The 22556-nt window shown below is 68.4% G+C and carries 19 protein-coding genes and 2 tRNA genes; 5 read left to right on the top strand and 16 right to left on the bottom strand.

All coding sequences use genetic code 11. From position 1 onward, the window contains the following. Positions 1-3 precede the first annotated feature (3 nt). From VG296_RS02215 to VG296_RS02235, 5 genes are all read right to left on the bottom strand, one after another. A complete protein-coding gene (locus VG296_RS02215) occupies positions 4-1140 on the bottom strand; it encodes a glycosyltransferase family 4 protein (RefSeq protein ID WP_325562473.1) in 1137 nt (378 codons plus the stop codon). After that, on the bottom strand, positions 1133-2083 hold the full coding sequence (gene dapF, locus VG296_RS02220) for a diaminopimelate epimerase (protein WP_325562475.1): 951 nt from the start codon (positions 2081-2083) through the stop codon (positions 1133-1135). Before dapF ends, VG296_RS02215 begins: the two co-directional genes overlap by 8 nt. 27 nt (positions 2084-2110) lie before the next feature. Continuing rightward, entirely contained in the window at positions 2111-2986 is an 876-nt protein-coding gene (locus VG296_RS02225) for an ATP-grasp fold amidoligase family protein (protein ID WP_325562509.1), read from the bottom strand. A gap of 5 nt (positions 2987-2991) precedes the next feature. Beyond that, complete coding sequence (locus VG296_RS02230; RefSeq protein ID WP_325562477.1) at positions 2992-3849, bottom strand: glycosyltransferase family 2 protein; 858 nt, start codon at positions 3847-3849, stop codon at positions 2992-2994. A 423-nt stretch (positions 3850-4272) separates the two neighbouring features. Then, positions 4273-4345, bottom strand: a tRNA-Glu gene (locus VG296_RS02235). A gap of 112 nt (positions 4346-4457) precedes the next feature. Here VG296_RS02235 and VG296_RS02240 point away from each other — a divergent pair. Beyond that, a complete protein-coding gene (locus VG296_RS02240) occupies positions 4458-5033 on the top strand; it encodes an AAA family ATPase (protein WP_325562479.1) in 576 nt (191 codons plus the stop codon). Positions 5034-5090: 57 nt separating this feature from the next. Continuing rightward, positions 5091-7178, top strand: coding sequence for a M3 family metallopeptidase (locus VG296_RS02245; RefSeq protein WP_325562481.1), 2088 nt, complete (start codon positions 5091-5093; stop codon positions 7176-7178). Here VG296_RS02245 and VG296_RS02250 read toward each other — a convergent pair. From VG296_RS02250 to cimA, 5 genes are all read right to left on the bottom strand, one after another. Continuing rightward, the gene (locus VG296_RS02250) at positions 7175-8443 is read right to left on the bottom strand and encodes an LCP family protein (protein ID WP_325562483.1); all 1269 of its coding nucleotides are present in this window, start codon (positions 8441-8443) and stop codon (positions 7175-7177) included. The two genes, VG296_RS02245 and VG296_RS02250, sit on opposite strands and share 4 nt — an antisense overlap. Before the next feature lie 82 nt (positions 8444-8525). Further along, positions 8526-8597 (bottom strand) — tRNA-Gln (locus VG296_RS02255). Between the two features lie 96 nt (positions 8598-8693). Next, complete coding sequence (gene gltX / locus VG296_RS02260; protein WP_325562484.1) at positions 8694-10244, bottom strand: glutamate--tRNA ligase; 1551 nt, start codon at positions 10242-10244, stop codon at positions 8694-8696. Positions 10245-10246: 2 nt separating this feature from the next. Beyond that, positions 10247-11047, bottom strand: a complete 801-nt coding sequence (locus tag VG296_RS02265; RefSeq protein ID WP_325562486.1) for a fumarylacetoacetate hydrolase family protein — start codon at positions 11045-11047, stop codon at positions 10247-10249. 30 nt (positions 11048-11077) lie between these two features. Next, positions 11078-12655 carry a citramalate synthase gene (gene cimA, locus VG296_RS02270; RefSeq protein ID WP_325562489.1) on the bottom strand — a complete coding sequence of 526 codons (1578 nt, stop codon included), beginning with the start codon at positions 12653-12655 and terminating at the stop codon, positions 11078-11080. 488 nt (positions 12656-13143) lie between these two features. On the opposite strand from cimA, the gene VG296_RS02275 reads away from it, so the two are divergent. Then, positions 13144-13869, top strand: a complete 726-nt coding sequence (locus VG296_RS02275; RefSeq protein ID WP_325562491.1) for a class I SAM-dependent methyltransferase — start codon at positions 13144-13146, stop codon at positions 13867-13869. A 19-nt stretch (positions 13870-13888) separates the two neighbouring features. On the opposite strand, the gene VG296_RS02280 is transcribed toward VG296_RS02275, so the two are convergent. The 5 genes from VG296_RS02280 to serA all read right to left on the bottom strand — a co-directional run bounded on the left by VG296_RS02280 (position 13889) and on the right by serA (position 20401). Beyond that, positions 13889-14659, bottom strand: coding sequence for a group II truncated hemoglobin (locus VG296_RS02280; protein ID WP_325562493.1), 771 nt, complete (start codon positions 14657-14659; stop codon positions 13889-13891). A gap of 45 nt (positions 14660-14704) precedes the next feature. Continuing rightward, entirely contained in the window at positions 14705-16051 is a 1347-nt protein-coding gene (locus tag VG296_RS02285) for an MFS transporter (protein ID WP_325562495.1), read from the bottom strand. A gap of 9 nt (positions 16052-16060) precedes the next feature. Further along, positions 16061-17182, bottom strand: coding sequence for a branched-chain amino acid aminotransferase (locus tag VG296_RS02290; protein ID WP_325562497.1), 1122 nt, complete (start codon positions 17180-17182; stop codon positions 16061-16063). 146 nt (positions 17183-17328) lie between these two features. Then, positions 17329-18414: a 3-isopropylmalate dehydrogenase gene (locus tag VG296_RS02295; protein ID WP_325562499.1), complete on the bottom strand. Its 1086-nt coding sequence runs from the start codon at positions 18412-18414 to the stop codon at positions 17329-17331. Between the two features lie 394 nt (positions 18415-18808). Continuing rightward, positions 18809-20401 carry a phosphoglycerate dehydrogenase gene (gene serA, locus VG296_RS02300; protein WP_325562501.1) on the bottom strand — a complete coding sequence of 531 codons (1593 nt, stop codon included), beginning with the start codon at positions 20399-20401 and terminating at the stop codon, positions 18809-18811. 267 nt (positions 20402-20668) lie between these two features. Here serA and VG296_RS02305 point away from each other — a divergent pair, with 267 nt between their 5' ends. Next, positions 20669-21118, top strand: coding sequence for a DUF2000 domain-containing protein (locus VG296_RS02305; protein WP_325562503.1), 450 nt, complete (start codon positions 20669-20671; stop codon positions 21116-21118). Positions 21119-21137: 19 nt separating this feature from the next. Next, entirely contained in the window at positions 21138-22016 is an 879-nt protein-coding gene (locus VG296_RS02310; protein WP_325562505.1) for an AraC family transcriptional regulator, read from the top strand. Here VG296_RS02310 and VG296_RS02315 read toward each other — a convergent pair. Beyond that, positions 22001-22556 (bottom strand): ABC transporter ATP-binding protein (locus VG296_RS02315; RefSeq protein WP_325562507.1); only part of this gene is annotated, 556 nt, incomplete at its 5' end. The two genes, VG296_RS02310 and VG296_RS02315, sit on opposite strands and share 16 nt — an antisense overlap.

Here is a 22556-nt window from a genome sequence, read left to right on the forward strand (position 1 = left end):
GCGTCACCGCAGTATCCCGTCGAACAATTCCGTGTAGCTCCGGGCGGTGTCGGACCACGTGGTGGCGCCCTGGAATCGTCGGCCGACGAGCTCGGCCGCCTTGAGCACGCCGTCCGCCAGCGATTCCGGGCTGGACGGATCAGCGAGCACCACGCCCGGGTAGTGGGCCGTGGCTTCGACCAGACCCCCGACCCTCGTCGCCACCACCGGAAGCCCCGCGGCCATCGCGATCTGGAGCGGTCCGGACGACGAGGACCGGTGATACGGCAGCACGACGACGTCGGCGCCGGCGAAGTAGCCGGCCGCTTCGGCATCGGTGACGTACCGATTGACGAACGTGATCCGGTCCCGGTGCTTCGAGGCGGCGATCAGACGGTTCGGCAGATCCCAGCCCTCCCAGGTCTCACCCACGACGGTGAACCAGAACCGAGTGTCCGAGCCGAGGAGGTCCACGGCCGCTATGAGATCCTCCACGCCCTTGAACGGCCGGATGACACCGAAGTACAGGAGGTTGATCACGTCGGCCGGAGCTTCCCTGAGCGGCGGCCGTGACGGGAGGTAGTCGTAGCCTGCGTGCGCGACCAGCGTCACGCTCTCGTCGACGCCGTAACGGTCCTTGACCAGCTCACGGTCGAAATGCGAGTGGACCAACTGCGCCGCGGAGAGCCTGAGCAGACTCCGGCCCAGGAGGTCCGTATAGCGGGTGACGAAGGGCAGCCGGGCTTCGCCGACATCCTGGGCCTCGTGGAACTCCACGACGACTCTGGCCCCGTACAGTCGGGCGACGACGGCCAGCACCAGGTAGGTGTGCAGCACGGCCCCGGTCCACCACTGCAGGACGAGGACCTGCGGCCGCTCCCGGCGCAGGAACGCGATCGCCCGGGCCAGCGACCGGCCCCAGTACCAGTCGACCCCGTCGACCCGCGGTACGTCCGGTGGCAGCCGCAGGTCGGTCAGGGCACCCCCCACCCGCGCGCGGCCCGGATAGAACCGCTCCGGCACCAGGTTGCGGATCAGCACGGCCGAGCACTGATGGCCCGCCTCGCCCAGCGCCTCGATCAGGGAGTACGTGTAGTAGGTGATACCGGATAGGAAACGGGTTCCTGGGCCGACGACGCAGACGCGCCTGGGCTCAGCCACCGGAGCCTCCGATCGCCAGCGCGGGCTCAGTCCTGGAAGTCTCAGTCCTGGAAGTCACTGCGCCGATCGGCGGGATGTTGCCGAACAGATGGCCGGTGGATCCGCTGATGAGCAATCCGTGCTCGGTCTCCTCGACCTGTATCTCGCCTTCCTGGACGACCACGCGGACCGGGTACGACAGGCCCCAGACCCGGTTGGCCACGTAGGCGGATGCGGCGGACCCGGTACCGCAGGCCCGCGTCTCGTCCTCCACTCCCACCTCGTAGGTGCGGATGCGGACGCCGTCCTCGTACCGTTGCATGTAGTCGACGTGCAGGCCTTCCGGATGATTCAGCTGTCGGCACAGCCGGTCGTCGTAGCGCAGCGCGGCGCCTGCGGTCTTGACGTCGATCGCATCAAGGTCCTGGCTCTCATCGAGCAGCACGACCAGGTGCGCCACACCGCTGAACACGAAGTACTGCTCGTCGGTGACGCGTTGGAACTCCCGCCCGGCTCCGAGCGCGACGCGGATCGCGCCGCCGGCGGCCGAAACCCACTTCGGGCCGTCGTCGGTCATGACGACGTCCGCGGCGCGGCGCAGGTATCCCCGCTCGTCGCCGTACCGGGTCACGCAACGAAGTGCATTGCCGCACATCGAGGCATTCGTGCCGTCCCGGTCGAAATAGGTCATCCGAACCGGTGCGTCGATGGTTTCATCGACGGTCCGGACGAAAGCGATCCCGTCCACGCGCACCGACGTGAACGACTCACAGAGCTCGACCGCGAGGCCGCTCCCGATGTCGTCGGCGGACAGGCCGCTCAGGCTCTCGTCGACGACGAGGATCACGTTGCCGTTGCCGTGCATGACCGAGAAAGTCAGCAGTTCCACGTCGATCCCGGGAACGCCGCGCAGGCGGAGGTCGTCATAGTCGGCCTGCAGGGCATGGCGATCCAGGTCAAGCATTGTCAGGCTCCTTACGGGTGGCAGGCTTCACGCGCCCGATCCCAATGCGGGTAGTCGCCACTTCTCCCCGAGTTCGACATCGAACGAGGCCGGGCTGAAACGCTCGAGGCCCCCGCACGGGTAGGGAGTCAGTTCACCGAAGACGATCGACCCGTCTACGTCAGAGAGGTCGTAAAGGTCGACACGGATGAAGTCGAACGGCTTGCCCAGCTGCCGCGCGATATCCAGCATCCGGTCCAGCTCCGGCGGCGGCGGTGCTATCGGAGCGATTCCCTGCGGCCCGTACAGCACGTCGAGCGGCGTCCAGTCCGCGCGGTACAGCCTCTGCTGATTCCCGTCGTACCGGTTCACCATCTCGATGAGATCCGGCTCGCCGTCGAAGACGAAGATCTTGTAGTCGGGAGGCGGCGATCCCGGCGGCCCAAGCAGTTCCTCGACGAGGAACATGGGCCGGGCCGTGGCATAGGCCCATTCGCGCATCTTGCTCGACTCGAAGGCGTCGAGCCAGGTCGCCGTGACGGTCGAGAGCTCCCCGAGATCGGCCTGCCCGCTGCCGAAATAGACCAGTCCCGACCGGTGATTCGGCTTGAGCACCCAGTGCTCGGGCAGGTCCACCGCTAGCAGATCGCCGAGGTCCGAACCGGACCAGATCGTCCGCGGAACCCGCAGCCCCTCCAACCCCGCGCTCTCGGCGTACTCCTTCATGGCCAGCTTGTCGCAGGTCCATTCGAGCAGGGGCCTGCGATCGTTCAGGATGCGCCAGTTGACCTTGTCGCTGAATGTCACGGGTTTGCTGAAGTGCGGGAGTTTGCGGTTGTAGTAGAGGAAGAGCAGCCTTCGTTCCACGCCGACGGGCAGACGGTAGACCATTGACCGTGCCGCCCCGCGCAGGCTTTGCGTCATGCCGGTCACTCCGCCTCCCGCGAAGTTGGCGCCTGTACTGATGCGAACTCCTCGAGAATGCTGGTGTTGGAAAGCTCGCGTGGCGACCTCATGGCCGCATTGCGGGCTCGGCGTTCGGTGATGATCATCCGCAGTACGCGTAGACCGTCGCTGAATGCCGTGAGATTGCTGACGCCGTGGATACGGGAATGCTCGAAGCTGGGCACTTCGACGACGGCGAGGCGCGCGACAGTGACGCGTATGGCGATCAGCGTCTCGATCTCGAAGCCGTCACCCCACAGCTTTTTCGTGCCGTCCTGCGGCGGCGGCGTGGTCGAATCCAGCCTCAGCACGGGCAGGTGCCGGCGCCAGAAGACGTTGAATCCGTAGCAGAGGTCTGAATAGGCCGTGCCATAGGCTCGATTCACGATGGCCATGAGCAGGCCGTTGCCCCATGTGCGCAGCCGGGTGAGATCGGCGCTTCCGCCGCCCGGGGCGAACCTGCTGCCCTTCGCGAAGTCGGCGCCGTTCAGCAGGGTCTGCACGAAGGCGGGGATCTCGCTGGCATCGGCTGATCCGTCCGCATCGAGCATGACGATGATCTGGCCGGTGGCGACCGCGAACCCGCAGGCCAGCGCGTTGCCCTTGCCGGTCCGAGTCTGCGTGACGATCCGGGCGTCCGGCCTCAACTTCCGGGCGACCGCGCAGGTGTCGTCGACCGAATGACCGTCCACGACGATCACCTCGTGGATGCCGTCCGGCAGCCGCGCGAACACGTGCGGAAGGTTCCGGGCCTCGTTCAAGGCCGGGATGACCACAGAAACACTTGGCCAGGACGCAGGTAGGTGTGCCCGATTTGTCATGCTCTCCGTTCCGCGACACATTCAGAATTGGCGGACGTATAAGCTCAGAATGGGTAATGAAGGCGCACTGAAGAGGACGCAGGTCGCAACCGACGTCTTAAGCATCAAGCTATGGCGCGGCCCCGTGGCGGGGGCCGGTAAATTACAACCCTGACAACCTCGGCAGCGCTAGCGGCTCTCCGTGTGGTTGCGGCGGCATGGCCTCTCCCCCGCGCATGCCGGCCGGAGCCCGCCCTCTGGACACGCGTTCCCTCCCCTGCTCGTCGTCGTCACCATAGAAGACGCCTGACTGCCGATTCGGTTGCGACCGAATCCGACGAAGATGGTGCCGATCCAGAGTTCTGAGTCAGATTCGTTGAAGACGTCCGGCGAGAGGAGGCGCGACATCCCGGCGCCGCACATGCGAAAGGTCTGGTCAGAAGCTCCTCTGACCAGACCTGAAAGTAGCCCCGACGGGATTCGAACCCGCGCTACTGCCTTGAGAGGGCAGCGTGCTAGGCCGCTACACAACGGGGCCCTAGCGGTGGCTCCGCGGACCTCAGGGCCGCTCGCCAACGCGCTCAACTATAGGCGACCGGGTGGCGTGCGGCCAAATCGGTTAACGAACGGCGACCGGCTAGAGTGCGGGCATGGCTGGTGCTGCGCGGGTGTGGATCGTGGCGGGGGCGCCGGGGGCGGGGAAGAGCACGGTGGCCGCGCTGCTGCTTGACGCATTGGATCCGGCTCCGGCACTGCTGGACAAGGACACGGTCTACGGCGGCTTCGTGGCGGCGACACTGGCCGCCGGCGGACGGCCGCCCGGCGAGCGCGAGGGCGAGTGGTACGACGCCCACGTGAAGCCGCACGAGTACGCGGGTCTCACGGCGACGGCGGCCGAAATCCGCTCGCACGGGTGCCCGGTGCTGCTCTCCGGGCCGTTCACCGGGCAGATCCGATCGGAGCCGCGGTGGGCGGAATGGGTCGCCGCGCTCGGCGGGAATCCGGTGACGCTCGTCTATGTGCGCAGCGACGCGGTGACGCTGCGGGCGCGGCTGCTAGCCCGCGGAAGCTCGCGCGATACGGGCAAGCTCGACGCCTTCGGCGCCTTCATCGCGCGGATGACACCCGAGGTGCCGCCGCCGGTCCCGCACGTGCTGATCGATAATCGCGATTCGGCCACGACGCCGCTGTCGGAGCAGGTCAAAGCCACCGTAGCGATGCTTTGAGGTCACCGTAGCGTCGCTGTAGGGATAACCCGCGGCCGTTTTGGCTAGGCTCCCGTTATGCCTACGAAGCCCACACCCTCACCCACGACACAGGCAGCCTCGCCGGAGGCGAATCCGTTCTTCTCGGTATCCACCCTGCCCTACGAACTCCCACCGTTCGAGTCGATCACGTTGGCGCACTTCCGGCCCGCGTTCGAGCGCGGGATGACGGATCAACTGGCGGAGATCGACGCGATCACCTCGTCCACCGAGGCGCCCGACTTCGCCAACACGCTCATCGTGCTGGAGCGCAGCGGTCGGACGCTGCACCGCGTCATGCGCGTCTTCTACAACCAGACCTCTTCCGACACCAGCCCGGAACTGGAGGAGATCGAGGCGGAGATCAGCCCGAAGCTGGCCGCGCACGAGGACGCCATCCACCTCAACGGCGCCCTCTTCGGCCGGATCAAGGCGCTGTACGAGGCGCGGGAGACGCTCGACTACCCCGCGGAGACCGATCCGGCCGAGTCGCGGCGGCTGATCGAGAAGTACCACGAGGACTTCGTCCGCGCCGGTGCCGAACTCTCGGCCGCGGACCAGGAGCGGCTGCGCGAGCTCAACGCCGAACTGGCCTCGCTGCAGACCACCTTCCAGCGCAACCTGCTGGCCGACACGAAGGCCCGCGCCCTCGTGCTCGACGACGCCGCGGAGCTGGCCGGTCTGTCGCAGGACGCGATCGCCGCGGCCGCGGAGAACGGCAGGGCGCGCGGGCACGAGGGCAAGTACGTGCTCAGCCTCAAGCTCTTCTCGAACCAGAGCGAGCTAGCCTCGCTCGCCGACCGGGGCGTGCGCCGCCGCCTGCTGGAAGCCTCGCTCGGCCGCGGCTTCTCGGTGAACTCCGAGGTGATCCGCGCGATCGTGCGGCTGCGCGCCGAACGCGCCGCGCTGCTGGGCTTCGAGTCGCACGCGGCGTACGCGGTGGCCGACAAGACCGCGCGCACGGTCGCGAACGTCGAGGAGATGCTCGGCCGCGTCGTGCCGCCCGCGGTGGCCAACGCCCGTCGCGAGGCCGACGCGCTGCGCGCCGCGAACGGCGGGGCGGAGATCGCCGCGTGGGACTGGCAGTACTACTCGGAGAAGGTGCGCAAGGCCGAGTACGACATCGACGCCGCCGCGCTCCGGCCGTACCTCGAGCTGGAGAGCGTGCTGCACGACGGCGTCTTCTTCGCCGCGAACAAGGTCTACGGCCTGTCCTTCACCGCCCGCCCCGACCTGCGCGGCTACCACCCGGACACACGCGTCTTCGAGGTCTTCAACGAGGACGGCAGCGAGCTCGGCCTGTTCGTCCTCGACCCGTACGCCCGCGAGTCGAAGCGCGGCGGCGCATGGTGCAACAGCCTCGTCGGCCAGTCCGGCCTGCTGGGCACGAAGCCCGTCACGGTCAACAACCTGAACATCGCCAAGCCGCCGGCGGGCGAGCCGACGCTGCTCACCTTCGACGAGGTCAGGACCCTGTTCCACGAGTTCGGGCACGCGCTGCACAACCTGTTCTCGGACGTGCACTACCCCTTGTTCGCCGGCACCCGGGTGCCGCGCGACTTCGTCGAGTACCCCTCTCAGGTCAACGAGATGTGGCAGGACTGGCCGGAGGTGCTGGCGAGCTACGCCAAGCACTACCGCACCGGCGAGCCCATCCCGGCCGAGCTCGTCGCGAAGCTGGCGGACGCGCAGCAGTTCGGCGAGGGCTTCCGCACGGTCGAGTACCTCGGGGCGACGCTGCTGGACTGGGCCTGGCACAAGCTCTCCGCGGGCGAGGATCCGGGCGAGGACATCGAGGCCTTCGAGGCGACGGCGCTGGAGAAGGCGGGCCTCGCGCTGCCGGAGATCCCGCCGCGCTACCGGACCGGCTACTTCGCGCACATCTTCACCAACGACTACAGCGCCGGGTACTACTCGTATATCTGGTCCGAGGTCCTGGACGCCGACTCCGTCGAGTGGTTCAAGGAGAACGGCGGCATGACCAGGGCGAACGGCGACCACTTCCGGGCCACGCTGCTCTCCCGCGGCGGCAGCGAGGACGCGATGGAGGCCTTCGCGAACTTCCGCGGCCGGGCGCCGGAGATCGAGCCGCTGCTGCTGCGCAGGGGTCTGGTGGCGCGGAACTAGCCGACCGGGCAGGTGCCGACGTCGGCGCCGCCCGGGGACGAGGTCGAACCGGCGCTGGAACTGGCGCTGCCGGTCGCATCCGTCGGGGTGTCGGCAAGCAGCACCAGCTTCATCACGCCCTCGAAACGGCTGAGCGCGACCTCCGCGGCGGAGGAGGACGTGCTTCCGCCGAGCGCCGCCGCCTTGGTGCTCGCGGACGACGAGGCGGACGCGCCGGCCGTGTTCGCCTCGTCGATCAGGCTGTTCCACAGGCTCGTCGCGTCCGGCTCGGTCCAGACGACCCGGTTGGTGTCCTCGGGGTACGGCTCGTTGGGCACCGTCACGTACGTGAACTTGCCGTTCGGGATCGCGTTCAGCGTCTGCGCGAGACTGTAGAGGTCGGTGACGGTGCCGAGGCCGGGATCAGTCGTGATCGACTGGGTCGCCGCGTCGAGCACCTTGTACAGCTTGACCGGGTCGGTCAGCAGGCCCGCGGAGCGCACCTGGTGCTCCAACTGGTCCAGGAAGTACTGCTGCCGCTGGATCCGCTCGAGGTCCGAGCCGTCGCCGACGGTGTGCCGCAACCGGACGAACGCGAGCGCCTGCTGGCCGTTGAGCGTCGTGGTGCCGGCCGGGATGTTCAGGCCCGAATCCGCGTCGTCGATCGCCTGTGTGACGCAGACCTTGACGCCGCCGAGCGCGTTGACCACGCCGACCACGCCCTCGAAGTCGATCGCGATGTAGTGGGTGAGGGTGAGGCCGGTCAGCGACTCGACGGTCTTCACCGTGCAGGGCGCGCCTCCCTCGGTGAACGCGCTGTTGAACATGCCGAAGTTGGCCGCGACGGTCGTCCCGCCCGTGCCGGTGCTGGTGCAGTCCGGGATCTGCACCATGGAGTCGCGCGGGATGGACACCTCGGTGCCCTGGCGCCGGTCGGCCGGACTGTCGAAGACCATCGCCGTGTCGGAGCGTGCGCCGCTGACGTCTCCCCCGCCGAGCGTCTGGTTCCCGCCGGACCGCGAATCGGAGCCGATGAACAGGATGTCCTGCTTACCGCTCATCGCCGAGGGCTTGAGCCCGGCGTCCTGGGTCTTGATGTTCCCGTTCAGGTGCCGCCAGGCGACCACGAGCCCGATGCCCACCACCACGATCACCGCGGCCAGCGCGCTGCAGCCCCACACCACCAGCTTCTTGCGAAGCGACCACTTCTCCCGCCCGCCGCCGCGGCGCCCGCCCGGCCCGGTCGCAGTCGGCTCGGTCGGCCAGTCCGGCTCGTTGCGCTCCATAATCCGATATTCGGTTCGGAACGCGGCTGGCGCGCCCCGGAAAAGCCAAACGGGCGTATCGCATATGCGATACGCCCTAAAGCTGGGGTACCAGGACTCGAACCTAGAATGACAGTACCAGAAACTGTAGTGTTGCCAATTACACCATACCCCATTGGCAGCGCAGGCCGACCGAGCCTCCGGGCGGCGCCGCGTGCACAACTATAGCGGTCGCCGCCCGGGGGCCCAAATCAGTTAGTCCCGAGCAGGTTCACGCCGCCGCCCGCGCCTTCGCGTCGGCCGCGCGCAGCCGGGCCAGGGTGCGCTCGCGCCCGAGCAGCTCGATCGACTCGAACAGCGGCGGGGAGACACGCCGGCCGGTGACGGCGACGCGCACCGGGGTGAAGGCGTTCTTCGGCTTCAGGCCCAGGCCCTCGATCAGCGCCGTGCGCAGCGCCTCGTCGATCGCGGACGTGGTCCACGCGTCCTCGGCGAGAGAGTCCAGCGCGGCGGTCGCGGCGGCCAGCACGGGCCACGCGTCGGCCGTGAGCACCTTCGCCGCGTCGTCCTCGTTCAGCTGGAACGCGTGCCGGGCGTCCGAGCCGTCACCCGTGTAGAGGAACCCGAGCATGCCGATCGCCTCGGACAGCACCGTCATCCGCTCCCGGATCAGCGGCACGGCGGCGACCAGCGTGCGCCACTCCTCGTCGTTGGCCAGGTGGCCCTCCGCGCCGCCGAGCAGCAGCCCCTCGCGATCGAGGAACGGCAGGATCCGCTTGGCCAGGTCCTCGGTCTCCAGCTTGCGCAGGTGCACGCCGTTGACCGCCTCGCACTTCTTCGGATCGAAGCGCGCCGGGTTGGCCGAGATGCGGGTGCCGTCAAAGGCGGCCACCATCTCGTCGATCCCGAAGATCTCCTCGTCGTTGCCGAGCGACCAGCCGAGCAGCGCCAGGTAGTTGATCAGGCCCTCGGGCAGGTAGCCGGTGCGCGGGTAGTAGCTGAAGCTGGCCTCGGGGTCGCGCTTGGACAGCTTCTTGTTGCCCTCGCCCAGCACGAACGGCAGGTGGCCGAACTGCGGGACCTGCTTGGATACGCCGAGCTCGACCAGCGTCTCGTGCAGCGGGATCTGCCGCGGGGTCGAGGAGAGCAGGTCCTCGCCGCGCAGCACGTGCGTGATCCCCATCAGCGCGTCGTCGACGGGGTTGACCAGCGTGTACAGCGGCGAGCCGTCGGCGCGCACCAGCACGTAGTCCGGCACGTTGGCCGACTCGAAGGAGATCTCCCCGCGCACCACGTCGTCCCAGGCGATGGTGCGGTTCTCCGGCATCCGGAAGCGCAGCACGTGCGTGCGGCCCTCGGCCTCGTACGCGGCGATCTGCTCCGCCGTCAGATTGCGGCAGGTGCCCTCGTATCCGGGCGCGCGCTTCTCGGCCTTGGCGCGCTCGCGCGCGGCATCCAGCTCCGCGGCCGTGCAGTAGCACGGGTACGCCTTGCCCGACTCACGCAGCTGGGCGGCCAGGTCCGCGTAGATCTCGCCGCGCTCGGACTGGCGGTAGGGGCCGTACTCGCCGCCGACCTCGGGCCCCTCGTCCCACTCGATCCCGGCCCAGCGCAGCGTGTCGAGGATGGCCCGGTAGGACGCCTCGGTGTTGCGCGCCGCGTCGGTGTCCTCGATGCGCAGGACCAGCTTGCCGCCGTAGTGCCGGGCGAAGGCGTAGTTGAACAGCGCCGAGCGGACCAGCCCGATGTGCGGGTCGCCGGTGGGTGACGGCGGGAACCGCACCCGGACGCTGTTGTCGAGCTTCGCGGTGTCGATGGTCATTACTACCTTTTCACGATGCGGTTCGTCAGGGTGCCGATGCCCTCGATGCTGACCGAGACGCGGTCGCCGACCTGCATCGGGCCGACGCCCGCGGGCGTGCCGGTGAGGATGACGTCGCCGGGCAGCAGCGTCATGGCCTCGGAGATGAACGCGACGATCTCCTCGACGCCGCGCATCATCTGGCTGGTGCGCCCGGCCTGCCTGAGCTCGTCGTTGACGGTGCAGGTGACGGCCAGGTCGGCGGGGTCGACCTCGGTCTCGATCCACGGCCCGAGCGGGCACGAGGTGTCGAAGCCCTTCGCGCGGGCCCACTGGCCCTCGGCCTTCTGCGCGTCGCGTGCCGTGACGTCGTTGGCGCAGGTGTAGCCGAGCACGACCTCCTTGACCCGCTCGCGCGGCACCTGGCTGCACAGCCGGCCGATCACGATCGCGAGCTCGGCCTCGTGCTGCACGTCCTGGGAGAAGGTCGGGTAGGCGATCGTCTCGTTCGGGCCGATCACGCTGGTGGACGGCTTGAGGAAGGTCAGCGGCACGGCCGGGACCTCGTTGCCCATCTCCTTCGCGTGGTCGGCGTAGTTGCGGCCCACCGCGACGATCTTGCTGGGCAGCACCGGCGCGAGCAGCCGTACGTCCGCGAGCGGCCAGACCCGGCCCGTGGTGTGCGGCTCGGGGGTGAACGGATGGCCCTCGAGCTCGGCGATCACCATCGCGTCGGGCTGTTCCACGTCGCCCTCGACCAGGCCGAAGCGGACTGCCCCGGCGTCGGCGGCGCTGTCAGGTAGGGAGAATCTCGCGATACGCACGGCGTCAAGTCTAGGTGCTGCCCGGCGTGGTCAGCTCTCCAGTTTCAGCAGCCCGTACGTGACCGCCTCCACGATCGCGTTCCAACTCGCCGCCACGATGTTCTCCTGCACGCCGACGGTGGCCCATTCGTCCCGGCCGTCGGTCGTGGTGATCAGCACCCGGGTGCGCGAGTTCGTGCCGTGGTCGCCCTCGAGGATGCGGACCTTGTAGTCCGACAGCTCCAGCTCGGCGAGCTCAGGGTAGATCTGCCCGATCGCGTTGCGCAGCGCCGTGTCCAGCGCGTTGACCGGCCCGTTCCCCTCGCCGACGGAGATGATCCGCTCGCCCTTGGCGTGCAGCTTCACGGTCGCCTCGCTGATGTGGCTGCCGTCCTGCCGCTGCTCGACGATCACCCGCCAGGACTCGACGTCGAAGAAGCGCTGGCTCTGCTCCCCCTTCAGCTCATCGAGGATCAGCAGCTCGAAGGACGCGTCGGCCGCCTCGAAGGAGTGCCCCTGCGCCTCGAGCTCCTTGACCCGATCCGTGATCCGAGACAGCGCGTCCCGATCACCGGACAGGTCGTACCCCAGCTCGCGTCCCTTGAGCTCGATCGACGCACGACCGGCCATTTCGGATACCAGCATCCGCATATCGTTTCCGACCACGGCTGGGTCAATGTGCTGATAGAGCATCGGATCGGCCTTGACCGCCGAAGCGTGGATGCCCGCCTTGTGCGCGAACGCCGAGAAGCCCACGTACGGCTGCTTGGTGTGCGGCGCGATATTGGTGACCTCGGAGATCGCGTGCGCGATCCGGGTCATCTCCGCGAACGAATTCGAGGGCACGACCTGCAGGTTCTTCTTCAGCTGCAGATTCGCCACGATTGTAAAGAGATTTGCATTGCCGGTCCGCTCGCCGTACCCGTTCGCCGCACCCTGCACGTGCGTCGCCCCGGCCTCGATCGCGATCAGCGAGTTCGCCACCGCGCACCCGGAGTCGTCGTGGCAGTGGATGCCGACACGCGCCCCCGTCTGCTCGATGACCGTGTGCACGACGTCGCCCAACTCGCTCGGCAGCATTCCGCCATTCGTGTCGCACAACGCCACCAGCGAGGCTCCCGCCTCCGCCGCCACGCGCACGAACTCCAGCGCATAAGCCGGATTGTCTTGATATCCGTTGAAGAAATGCTCCGCGTCGACGAACACCCGCCGCCCCTCGGAAACGAGGTGCCGCACCGTGTCACGCACCATCGCCAGGCACTCGTCAAGCGTGGTACGCAGCGCCAATTCGACGTGCCGATCATGCGCCTTCGCAACCAGTGTCACGACAGGAGCGAGGGAATCGCGCAGGGCGGCGACCTGGGGGTCGTCGGCCGCTGCCAGGTCCGCGCGGCGGGTCATGCCGAACGCGGCCAACTGCGCGTGCTTCAGGTCGAGCTCGGTCCGAGCCCGCCGGAAGAACTCGGTGTCCTTGGGGATCGCCCCCGGCCACCCTCCCTCGATGAACCCGACCCCCAGTCCGTCCAGCTCGCGGGCGATGACGAGCTTGTCCGCCACGGACAGCGCGAGCCCCTCCTGCTGGGCTCCGTCGCGCAGCGTCGTGTCGTAGACGTGGAAGCTGTCGTTCACACTCGCACCTCGTTCGGCTGGTCGTAGGTCGGGAGAACTGCGGCGGAAAACAAGAAAACCCCTCGCGGAGCGCGAGAGGTCTGCACATCGACGGTGGGTGAGTTTATTTCAGCCCGATGCCGATGCGCTCACGGTAATAATGAACCGCCGAGACTGCATGCTCCGCAGTCTGCCACGCCAAGCCCTCGACGGACACCGCGTCTCGATCAGTGAGACACGCCGATCACGCCGCGCCCTCTCAACTCCCATCCCGGCACCTTCCCGGCATCAGGCTCAGATCCACACCCGAACGATCGCTCCGAGGGGAAGAGATCGTCGAGGCCTTCATCCGAATCGAGGCCTACGCCGGCGGCGCCCGCGGCTTCGAGGGCCACCAGGTAGCTCTGCAGGTCTTCGCGGAGGCAGCTCAAAAGACCAAGCAGTAGCGGAGCGGCTGCCGATCATGAAGACGCGGCGCAGAACAAATGGCGTGTGCCACGATCGAGCGCATGAATCCCGCTGAGCAGTCGTCGCCGGTCGCGCCCAACAACTACGACAGCTTCGCCGAGGCGTACGCGGCCGAGACCGAGTCCAACCTCGTCAACGGCTACTACACGCGCCCCGCGATTCTGAACCTGGCCGGAGACGTGGCCGGCCGAAGAATTCTCGACGCCGGCTGCGGCGCCGGCCCTCTCCACGCCGCCCTGCGCGACCGCGGCGCCACCGTCACCGGAATCGACTCCAGCGCCAAGATGCTCGAACTGGCCCGCAAACGCCTCGGCGACGACGCGGACCTGCATCTCGCCGATCTAACCAGCCCGCTGCCGTTCCCCGACAACGCTTTCGACGACGTCGTCGCGTCCCTGGTCCTGCACTACCTCGAGGACTGGACAGCGCCGCTCGCCGAACTCCGCCGCGTGCTAACGCCTGGCGGCCGCCTGATCATCGCCGTCGACCACCCGATCGTCCAGAAGCTATTCGATCCCGACTCCGACTACTTCGCCATCCACAAGCGGTCCGAGGAATGGACCCTTGGCGGCCACACGGCCCAAATGGCTTTCTGGCACCGCCCACTCCACGCGATGAGCGACGCCTTCACCACCGCCGGCTTCCACATCGCCACCATCTGCGAACCACCCCCCGCCCCCGGCGCCCGCGAACTCTTCCCCGACGAAGTCCGCGAAGACCGCTCGGCCTTCCTCTGCTTCCTCTTCTTCGTCCTACAAGCCGGCTAAATCCGGCGATTGCCGGTGGTCAGCCGCGGTAGGGGGGCATCACGCCCCAGCCCCACTCGGGGATCGGAGCGTCGTAGGCGTCGCGGCCGGGCTGGGAGTTGATCTCGGCGAGTCGCGTGCCCCACTCGATGTAGGAGGCGAACGCGGCGCGGAAGGACGGGTCCTTGGGGAGGCCGACGGCGTCGGCGGCGTCCATCATGAGGTTGACCCAGCGGCGGCGCTGGGGCTCGGTGATGTGCTTGCCGAGGTGCTGGGCGACCATATGGCGGTAGTCGCCGCGCTCGCTGCTGTAGGTCTCGGGGCCGCCGAAGACCTCGCCGAGCCAGAGGGCGACGTAGTGGGGGTGGTGCTCGTCCATGTCCTTGAAGAGCGGGTAGAGCAGATCGTCCTTCAAGACCTCGGTGTAGAACGCCTCGGTGAGCTTGTCGAGCGCTTCGGTGCCGCCGATCCAGTCGTAGAGGCTCGGCACGGCGGCGCCGCGGCCGACGACGGGGGTGCGGGTGTAGTGCCGCATCTCCTCGATGTCGGTCACGTACGGCTTGATCGCGGCGAAGAACTGCGGGAACTGCTCGCCGCGGCGGAAGCCGGACATGTGGTCCTCGGCGGAGGTCCACACGATGCGCAGGATGTACGCCTCGGGCTCCTCGTCGCAGCGGGAGAGCTCGTAGTCGACGCACTGCTCGGCCGCTTCGAGCTGTACGGCGGCGCGGGCGTATGCGGACTCGAATTCGTCGCTTGCGGCGGCGGGAATTCGATATCGGATGTACTCGACTGTCTCGGTGCCGGTCACGATGCCCCCATCGGCTACGGAAGAGTTGATTACAAGATTACTCTGTCAGGTGCTCGGGACGTCGCGCATTGTCCTGAGCGGGGAGAAGAACACGAACAGACCGGCGAGTGCACTGCCGACCACGCCGATCCAGAGGGTGGGGCGAATGCCGATCCACGTACCGAGTGCGCCGCCCATCAGGGCGCCGAGCGGCAGAGTGCCCCAGACGATCCAGCGGACGGACGCGTTCATCCGGCCCAGCAGTTCGGGCGGGCAGATGCGCTGGCGGTAGGAAACCTGAGCGGAGTTGTACAGCAGCGCGGAGAGGGAGAACGCGACGTTGCCCGCGGCGAAGAGCAGGGTTCCCCAGCCGGGCTGGGCCAGCGGGATCAGCAGGCTGAAGGGCGCCGGGAGCAGGATCGAGGCCCAGATGATCCGTGCGGAGCCGACCTTCTTCGCGAACCAGCCCGCCGTCAGCCCGCCGACCAGGCCGCCGACGGCGCCGAGGGAGAACAGCAGGCCGACGAGCGCGGGCGAGGCGTGCAGCGTGCGGACCAGGAAGACGATCTCGACCGCCCCGAAACAGGCGCTGAAGAGATTCGAGGTGCTGGTGCACGCGACGATCTTGCGCAGGATCGGGTGCTTGACGACGAAACTGAGGCCCTCGTGCATCGCCGCGCGGAAGGTGACGTGCTCGGCGCGGCGTTCCGGCTTGGGCTCGGGTGTGCGGATCAGCACGAGTGACAGGGCACTGATCGCGAACGACGCGGCGTCGACCGCCACGGCCTTGGCGGCGCCGATCAGTCCTACCAGTGCGCCGCCGATTGAGGGGCCGAGCAGGCCGGCGAAGGAGTTCGTGGTGCCGAGCTTGCCGTTGGCGTCGACCAGTTGCTCGCCCTGGACGATCGCGGGGACGTAGCTCTGGTAGGCGACGTCGAAGAAGACGCTGAGCGCGCCGCCGAACAGGGCGACGAGGTAGATCTGCCAGAGCGTGACGTGCCAGAGCGTTGCGACGATCGGAACTGAGCCGAGGAGCGCGGTACGCGCCAGGTCGCACCACATCATCAGGCCGTGCTTGCGCACCTGGTCCACGAGCACGCCGGCGGGCAACGTGATGAGCAGGTACGCCAGGTATGTCAGGAATATGATGAACGAGACCTGGAACGTCGTCGCCTTCAGCACGGAGACGGCCAGCAGCGGCAGCGCGAGCGTGGTGATCGCGCTGCCCATGTCGCTGACCGTCTGACCGCCCCAGAGGAGCAGGAAATCGCGGTGGCGCCAGAGGGATCCGGGAGCGGACGCGGAGGCGGAAGACTCCGTGCTCGGCGCGCCCGGGCTCGATGAACGGCCGTTGCCGCCGTTGCCGCCACTGCCGTCGTCGCCGCCGGCGGAGGTCTCAGGCAACTGGGTCACGCGATGACGTTACCGGCTGACCGCCTGCTGTGCGGGAACAATCGTGTGCAGCCAGCCGTGCTTGTCGGCGACGTCGCCGTGCTGCACGGCGAGCAGGTGCGCGCGCACCCGCTTGGTGACCTCGCCGACCTGGCCGCCGCCGATCACGATGTCCGCGTCGGCCGACCTGAAGCCGCCGATCGGGGTGACGACGGCCGCGGTGCCGGAGCCGAAGGCCTCGGTGATGGCGCCGGACGCGGCGTCGGCGCGCAGCTGCTCGACCGAGATACGGCCCTCCTCGGCCGGGATTCCGAGGTCCTGCGCGGCCTGGAGCAGCGAGTCGCGGGTGATGCCGGGCAGCAGGGAGCCGGAGAGCTCGGGGGTGAACAGGCGGGCGTCGTCACCCGAGCCGTACACGAAGAAGACGTTGTTCGAACCCATCTCCTCGACGTACTTGCGCTCGATCGCGTCCAGCCAGCACACCTGGTCGCAGCCCTGTGCGACGGCCTGCGCCTGGGCCAGGAAGGACGCCGCGTAGTTGCCGCCGCACTTGGCCTCGCCGGTTCCGCCGGGGGCGGCGCGCACGTAGTCGGTGCTCAGCCACGCGGTGACCGGCTTGCCGACGCCGCCGAAGTAGGCTCCGGCCGGCGAGGCGATCAGCATGAACATGTACTCGGCGGCCGGGCGGTTCACGCCGAGACCGACCTCGGTGGAGAACATGAACGGGCGCAGGTAGAGGGACTTCTCCTGGTCGTCCGGCACCCAGTCCGTGTCCTGGGTGACCAGCGCGTCGATCGCGCCGATGAACAGTTCCTCGGGTAGTTCGGGCATCGCCATCCGCCGCGAGGACCGGGCCATGCGCTGGGCGTTGGCCTCCGGCCGGAAGGAGGCGATCGAGCCGTCCGACTGCCGGTACGCCTTGAGGCCCTCGAAGACCTCCTGGCCGTAGTGCAGCACCGACGTCGCCGGGTCGAGTTGGATCGGACCGTAGGGTCGTAGCGCGGCCGAATGCCAGCCGCGACCCTCGGTGTACTCGATGGTGACCATGTGGTCGGTGAAGTACTGGCCGAACTTGGGGTCGGCGAGAATGGCGGTGCGCTCGGCCTCGCTCAGCGGCTCGGTGGTCGGCTTGAGCTCGATGTTCACGGTCATCGCGGTAATCCCTCTATGTCGGGCCGTAACGTAGGTGTGCTTCGTGACGGCCCGACCTGCGGGATCGGGATACGCGGCGGTATGGGAGGGCCGTCACACTAGTTTTTCTCGCCTAGTGAGACGGTAACCCAGATTCTCCTACCGTCTCACCCTGCTACTCGTACGCGGATCGCGTCGCCGATCTCCGCGGTGCTGCGGGCGCCGGCTCCGGCGCGCTCGATCAGGTCCTCGCCGACGGCGGTCTCGATCTTCGCGGCCGCCTCGGCGTGGCCGAGGTGTGCCAGCAGCAGCGCCGCGGACAGGATCGCGGCGGTCGGGTCGGCCTTGCCGGTGCCCGCGATGTCCGGGGCCGAGCCGTGTACGGGCTCGAACATGGACGGGAAGGTGCGGGCCGGGTTGACGTTCCCGGAGGCGGCCAGGCCGATGCCGCCGGTGACGGCCGCGGCCAGGTCGGTCAGGATGTCGCCGAACAGGTTGTCGGTGACGATCACGTCGAAGCGCTCGGGCTGCGTGCTCAGGAAGATGGTGGCCGCGTCCACGTGCATGTAGTCGGTCGTGACCTCGGGATACTCGGTCGCGACCGCGTTGAACACGCGCGTCCACAGGTGGCCGGCGTACACCAGCACGTTGTTCTTGTGCACGAGCGTCAGCTTGCGGCGGGGCCGGGCCTTGGCGCGCTCGAAGGCGTCGCGCACCACGCGCTCGATGCCGTAGGCGGTGTTGACGGAGACCTCGGTGGCGATCTCCTGCTCGGTGCCGGCGCGCAGCGTGCCGCCGTTGCCCGCGTACGGACCTTCAGTTCCCTCGCGCACGACCACGAAGTCGATCGGGGCCTCGGAGCGCAGCGGTCCGGTGGTGCCGGGCCACAGCTTGGAGGGGCGCAGATTGACGTAGTGGTCGAAAGCGAAGCGCAGCTTGAGCAGCATCCCCCGCTCGATCAGGCCGGACGGGATCCGCTTGTCGCCCGGGGCCGCGCCGACCGCGCCGAACAAGATCGCGTCGTGCGCCTTGAGCTTCTCGAGGGTCTCCTCGGACAGCGCCTCGCCGGTCTTCAGCCAGTGCTCGGCACCGAGCTGATAGTCGGTGGTCTCGAGCTTGACGTCCGCCGGCAGGGCCGCGCCGAGTACCTCGAGGGCCTGCGCGATGACCTCCGGGCCGATCCCGTCGCCGCCGATGACGGCGAGGTCGATCAGCTTCTGGTCGCGGCTGCTGACTTCGGTGTCGCTGGGCATGCCCGGTAGGGTACTGCCGTCTCAAATCCGCGCAGAACCTCGTCCGCATCGCGAGACTCCGGCGCGGACTCGTCGCGCCAGTCATAGGCCTGCTGCAGGGCGAAGCGCGCGGCGGCCCTCGCCTCGGAATCCTGGGTGCTTCGACGGTGGTACATGGTTCGTGTTCCGTCCCTCGCTGAACGAATCGGTCTGGGTACGGACACCCGGGCTTGTGGCCTGCGAGCGGTTTCCGGCCGGCTGGGATGGCGCCGTTACTCGGAAGTCCTAGTAATCGAAAGGTACCCCGCTCCGGGTGGACTTGTCTTGTTTTTCTTCGGACTTCCTACTATCTGAGACGCAGAAGTCCCCCGGCCCAGGTCAGCCGGGGGACGACGGGTTACGCCCTGCGTGCCGGCTACGCTCCGAGGTCGGCGGTGCGCGCCCAGGTGGCGCCGATCGACTCGGTGATCTGGCCGAGCAGCTCCGGCGAGACCTTGGAGTCCACGGTCAGCGAGACCAGCGCCTCGCCGCCGCGGGCGTTGCGGGACACCTGCATCCCGGCGATGTTCACGCCCGCCTCGCCGAGGATCCGGCCGAGGGTGCCGATCACGCCGGGCCGGTCGGTGTAGCGGAAGAAGACGGTGTGCTCGTCCAGGCCGACGTCCACGGTGAAGCCGTTGACGTCCACGATCCGGTGCACCTGGTTCTTGCCGGAGACGGTGCCGGACACCTCGACGATCTCGCCGCTGGCCAGCGTGCCGCGCACGGTGACCAGGTTGCGGTAGTCCGGGGACTCGGAGGTCGTGGTCAGCCGCACCTCGAGGCCGCGCTCCTGGGCCAGGTACGGGGCGTTGACGAAGGAGACCGGGCTCTCGGTGATGTCCGCGAACACGCCCTTGAGCGCCGAGAGCTCCAGCACCTTCACGTCGTGCTGGGTGATCTCGCCCGCGACGACCACGTCGAGCTGCTGCGCGGCGCCGCCGGCCAGGTGCGTGAACAGCCGGCCGAGCTTCTCGGCGAGCGGCACGCCGGGGCGCACGTCCTCGGCGATGATCCCGCCCTGGATGTTGACCGCGTCCGGGACCAGCTCGCCGCCGAGCGCCTGGCGCACCGAGCGGGCGACCGAGACGCCCGCCTTCTCCTGCGCCTCGTCGGTGGACGCGCCGAGGTGCGGGGTGACGACGACCTGGTCGAGCTCGAACAGCGGGGAATCGGTGCACGGCTCCTTGGCGTACACGTCGATGCCCGCGCCCGCGACCCGGCCCTCCTTGATCGCCGTGGCCAGCGCCGCCTCGTCGACGAGGCCGCCGCGCGCCACGTTGATGATCCGGGCGGTCGGCTTGACCTTGCGCAGCGCCTCCTCGCCGATCAGGCCGAGCGTCTCCGGGGTCTTCGGCATGTGCACGGTGATGAAGTCGGACTCGGCAAGCAGCTCGTCCAGCGAGACCAGCTGGGCGCCGATCTGCGCGGCCTTGCCCGCCTGCACGTAGGGGTCGTAGGCGAGCAGCCGTACGCCGAAGGGCAGCAGCCGCGCGGCGACCAGCGCGCCGATCCGGCCGAGGCCGACGATGCCGACGCTCTTGCCGTCGAGCTCGACGCCGCTGTACTTGCTGCGCGCCCACTTGCCGCCCTTGAGCGCGGCGTTGGCGCTGGCGACGTTGCGCGCGGTGGCCAGGATGAGTGCGACGGTGAGCTCGGCGGCCGAGGTGATGTTGGAGGTGGGAGCGTTGACCACCATCACGCCGGCCCGGGTGGCGGCCGCGATGTCGACATTGTCCAGGCCGACGCCGGCCCGGGCGATCACCTTGAGGTTCTTGGCGGCCTCGATGGCCTCGGTGTCCACCTGGGTCGCCGAGCGCACGAGGATCGCGTCGGCCTCCTCGATGGCGGGGAGCAGGGCGCCGCGGTCGGCGCCGTCGCAATAGCGCACTTCGAAGTCGGGGCCGAGCGCCGCCACGGTCGCGGGGCTGAGTTCCTCGGCGATGAGCACAACGGGTTTGCCTGACACAGCGATCTCCGGTCGTCCGTCGGTGAGGGGGTAACGGATGAGCTCCCGGGTCCACGACGCTGTGGTCCTGGCATACGCGGATCACACGGACGGTCGGCGATTGTTAACGTCGCGTGTCTTCCTGCCGTACAGGTGCCATGGTACAGATTCGTCGGCCGGACGCCAGGACCTCTTTCGCCAGATGGACACACCCGCCGGACCCGCATTTGGTCAATGCGGGTCAAGAACGTACAAGAGTCCCAGCGGCCGCCCACGGAGGATGAATCCATGAGCGAACAGACAGTTGCCGACGACGCTGCCCAGCCTATCCGTTTCGACACCAAGATCGCCGTACTGCTGCGCGAAGACCTGCAGCCGTGGCAGGCCCTGAACGTCTGCGCCTTCCTGATGAGCGGGGTCGCGGCGGGCAATCCGGAGACGATCGGCGAGCCGTATTCGGACGCGGACGGCAATGGATATCTGTCGATGTTCCGGCAGCCGGTGGTGGTTCTCGAGGGGAACAAGGAAATTCTCCGGCTGGCACACGGCAGGGCCCTTGATCGGGATCTTCCGATGGCCATTTACACGGAAAACCTTTTCCTGACCGGAAACGACCGGGACAACCGGGCCGCGGTACGCGCCGTGAGCCGGGACAGCCTCGATCTGGTCGGCATCGCGGTGCACGGCAAGCGGAACGCCGTGGACAAGGTGATGAAGGGCGCCGCCATGCACCGCTAGCCGAGCTATCGTCGTAGGCATGCGGGCGGCACACGAGGCGACGCGAGCTGCGGCACCGGACACGGCGCAGGACGCGGCACTGGACGCGGCAGAGGAGGTCCGGGCCTGGCGGCCGCGCGTGCCGGGGCTGGTCGAGGCGCTGCACGCGCACTTCGTCGAGCACGTCTATCCGATGCACACCCACGACACGTGGACACTGATCATCCTCGACTCGGGCGGCATCAAGTACGACCTCGACGTGCACGAGCACGGCTCGCTCGGCCAGACCGTGACCCTGCTGCCGCCGCACGTCGCGCACAGCGGCAGCTCGATCCGGCCCGAGGGCTTCCACAAGCGCGTGCTGTATCTCGACGAGGCCTGCCTGAGCGACGCGCTGATCGGCCGGTCCGTCGACCATCCCGTGCTGGTCGACGAGAAGCTGCGAGACCGAATCAGCAGACTGCACGAGGCGCTGGTGACGCCCGGTCAGGAACTCGAGGCGGAGAGCCGTCTGGCGTTGATCGCCGATCGCCTGGCCGGGCACCTGAAGGGCACGCTCGACCTACTCCCCCGCGCCCGCGATCCGCGCCTGGCCTGGGATTTGCGCGACCTGCTCGACACGCACCTGCCCGACGGCATCTCGCTGGATGAGGCGTCCGAGATCCTCAACGCGCACCCGGCCTACCTCGTGCGCGTCTTCAGCCGCCACTTCGGCCTCGGCCCGCACCAGTACCTGACCGGGCGACGAGTGGATCTGGCGCGCCGCCTGCTGCTAGCCGGAATGCCCACCGCCGACGTCGCCACCGCAGCAGGCTTCTACGACCAGTCCCATCTAACGCGGCACTTCAAGCGCTTCCTGGCCACGACCCCCGCCCGCTTCGCAGCAAGCGGGCGGGGCGAGGTTCAGAGCACTTCCTGAACTCGGGCGTAGTGGCAGGCGGCCGGGTGGGCGTCGCCCAGGCCGTGCGGGGTTAGTGGGGGCTCCTCGGTGATGCAGCGGCTTCGGTCGGTCTCGGAGAGGGTGAGGAACAGCGGGCATCGGGTGCGGAAGCGGCAGCCGGAGGGCGGGTTGGCCGGGGACGGGACGTCGCCCTGGATCAGGATGCGCTCGCGCTCGCGTTCGCGGCGGGGGTCGGGGATCGGGATCGCCGAGATCAGTGCCTGGGTGTAGGGGTGCAGCGGGCGCTCGAAGAGTTCGTTGGTCGGGGCGATCTCGACGATCTTGCCGAGGTACATGACCGCGACCCGGTCGGCGATGTGCCGGACGACGGACAGGTCGTGCGCCACGAAGAGGTACGCGAGGCCGAGCTCGTCCTGCAGGTCTTCCAGCAGGTTGATCACGCCGGCCTGGATCGAGACGTCGAGCGCGGAGACCGGCTCGTCGAGCACGAGCACCTTCGGCTTGAGCGCGAGTGCCCGGGCGATGCCGATGCGCTGGCGCTGGCCGCCGGAGAACTCG

Source organism: Actinospica sp. (assembly GCF_035552695.1).
Classification (GTDB): domain Bacteria; phylum Actinomycetota; class Actinomycetes; order Streptomycetales; family Catenulisporaceae; genus Actinospica.

Bases quoted from the DNA above. Each gene is read 5' to 3' on its own strand.
- dapF (WP_325562475.1), bottom strand. From the start codon at position 2,083: ATGCTTGACCTGGATCGCCATGCCCTGCAGGCCGACTATGACGACCTC.
- VG296_RS02225 (WP_325562509.1), bottom strand. From the start codon at position 2,986: ATGACGCAAAGCCTGCGCGGGGCGGCACGGTCAATGGTCTACCGTCTG.
- VG296_RS02230 (WP_325562477.1), bottom strand. From the start codon at position 3,849: ATGTGTCGCGGAACGGAGAGCATGACAAATCGGGCACACCTACCTGCG.
- VG296_RS02240 (WP_325562479.1), top strand. From the start codon at position 4,458: ATGGCTGGTGCTGCGCGGGTGTGGATCGTGGCGGGGGCGCCGGGGGCG.
- VG296_RS02245 (WP_325562481.1), top strand. From the start codon at position 5,091: ATGCCTACGAAGCCCACACCCTCACCCACGACACAGGCAGCCTCGCCG.
- VG296_RS02250 (WP_325562483.1), bottom strand. From the start codon at position 8,443: ATGGAGCGCAACGAGCCGGACTGGCCGACCGAGCCGACTGCGACCGGG.
- gltX (WP_325562484.1), bottom strand. From the start codon at position 10,244: ATGACCATCGACACCGCGAAGCTCGACAACAGCGTCCGGGTGCGGTTC.
- VG296_RS02275 (WP_325562491.1), top strand. From the start codon at position 13,144: ATGAATCCCGCTGAGCAGTCGTCGCCGGTCGCGCCCAACAACTACGAC.
- VG296_RS02290 (WP_325562497.1), bottom strand. From the start codon at position 17,182: ATGACCGTGAACATCGAGCTCAAGCCGACCACCGAGCCGCTGAGCGAG.
- VG296_RS02295 (WP_325562499.1), bottom strand. From the start codon at position 18,414: ATGCCCAGCGACACCGAAGTCAGCAGCCGCGACCAGAAGCTGATCGAC.
- VG296_RS02305 (WP_325562503.1), top strand. From the start codon at position 20,669: ATGAGCGAACAGACAGTTGCCGACGACGCTGCCCAGCCTATCCGTTTC.
- VG296_RS02310 (WP_325562505.1), top strand. From the start codon at position 21,138: ATGCGGGCGGCACACGAGGCGACGCGAGCTGCGGCACCGGACACGGCG.